A 1693-nucleotide genomic window follows, 5' to 3' on the forward strand; every position below is an offset into this window, starting at 1 on the left:
GGATTGGGCCCATCACTCGCGTTGAAGCTCATAGGCGAGTGCGGCACGGATCTGAAGGCTTGGCCGACCGCCAAGCATTTCACCTCCTGGCTCTGCCTCGCGCCAGGTAACAAGATCTCCGATGGCAAGGTACTACTTCGCGCACGCGGCGATCGTCCAGTCGGGCAGCGGCACCGCTGCGGCTTGCAGCGACGAGGTTGGGCGGAGCGATACGGCGCTTGGCGCATTTTATCGACGGCTGGCTTTGCGCGCCGGCAAGGCAAAGGCGGTGACGGCGACCGCTCGCAAAATAGCAGTTCTGTTCTGCAATACGCTGCGGCACGGCATAACCTACAGGGATCCGGGTGCTGATCACTAGGAGGAGCAATATCGCAGCCGTGTCATCGCCAATCTGAGGCGACGTGCCAAGTCACTCGGATTCGTCCTGCAAGTGGACCCGGCGGCCAATTGGCTGTTTCTTAGGAAAAGTATCACGTTCCCCGACCACCTGTGCGCGGTAGAAGAGCGAGCGCAGATGCCGTCTTCTCCGGCTTCGCGGATCGGCAGTCGGCTTATCGGGAGCACAGTCCGCGTTGAAAAACGTGGTCCATGGATAGGAACGAACTTGGGAAGGGTAAGGCTGTTTGAACGGCGATCCCGATTAGGAAAGTGACGATTCACGTGACCGGCCCTCCGGCCCGATGACTGGACGGAGCTGCCGGAGGGCGCCCGGAATTAAGGCCAGTCAACTTCGGAGTTGCTTGGATCAAAAATGCACGTGGCAGCGGCCGACCCAGGGTGCACCGATATGCCGGTCCGTGCGTTTTGCGAATTCACGCGGGAGCTGGCGGGTTGGTTCAAACGTGCGGCGACAATCAGTGCCGCGACGCAATCCACGGGTCTTGTATACTCGTTTCGAGCGTGCAGGTTCGAGGTCATTCTAGTCAACGCACGTTGCAGCAGGAACGTGCCCGGACGCAAACCGATGTCGGCGCCCTGATGGAGATGAACTTGGTCGCTGGAGAGCGCAATCGTGACGTGTTGGCGACCTATCGTGAGGTGCGCTGCGATCCACGCGGTACTGGTGGCCGACATCGCCGCTCGAATCGCCTTCTACAACTGCGTATCAGAACATCCGATTGTCTATGTTGTTGAAGAGGAGAGGTTTGCCGATTAGGATGCGATCCCGTGGGACGTCCTGGGTTCTATCGCGCTCGTTCGGCGATAGATTGAGCATTAGTTGTTATTTACCAGCTTTGCTCGAGCGAAGATCAAGGGAGCTTCCAGTAGCGGGAGGATGGCCGCGATCGCGCTGGCTTCATCGGCGAGCCGGAGCGTCTTGGGCGCAATATTTAGGAGAGAGGCGCGATGTGTCCTCGGCGCATCCCCGCGGGTTCTGAGGTTCGAAGCCAGAACGCCCCCATTGTGGGGATCGGCTCACACCTCACGCAGCTCACATACTGAGCGTTCAGGATTAGGGGGCACCAGAAGGTTCGGCGAGGCGAGGACGAGGCATCTGGAACACCCAGCCAACGACCCGCTTGCGGCAGGCCTAGCACTACTTTGGCAGAATTGGTTTGTGCTGCAGTTTTTCACGGATACGTCTTCTGCAGTAGGGCATCGCTGCGATGGCTGCCGTAGGATGAGATCGACGATGGCGTGACGTACTGCGGGCATGGTTGGCTGAGGCGGAGGCCCGTTGATTCTTTTTTTT

General features: G+C 59.2%; 1 pseudogene. It reads left to right on the top strand.

Annotated features, from left to right (window positions below):
• Window positions 1–430, top strand: a pseudogene (locus IVB12_RS15410) (transposase); the annotation flags it as partial.
• Between the last annotated feature and the right edge of the window lie 1263 nt (window positions 431–1693).

This window comes from Bradyrhizobium sp. 179 (genome assembly GCF_023073535.1).
Classification (GTDB): Bacteria; Pseudomonadota; Alphaproteobacteria; order Rhizobiales; family Xanthobacteraceae; genus Bradyrhizobium.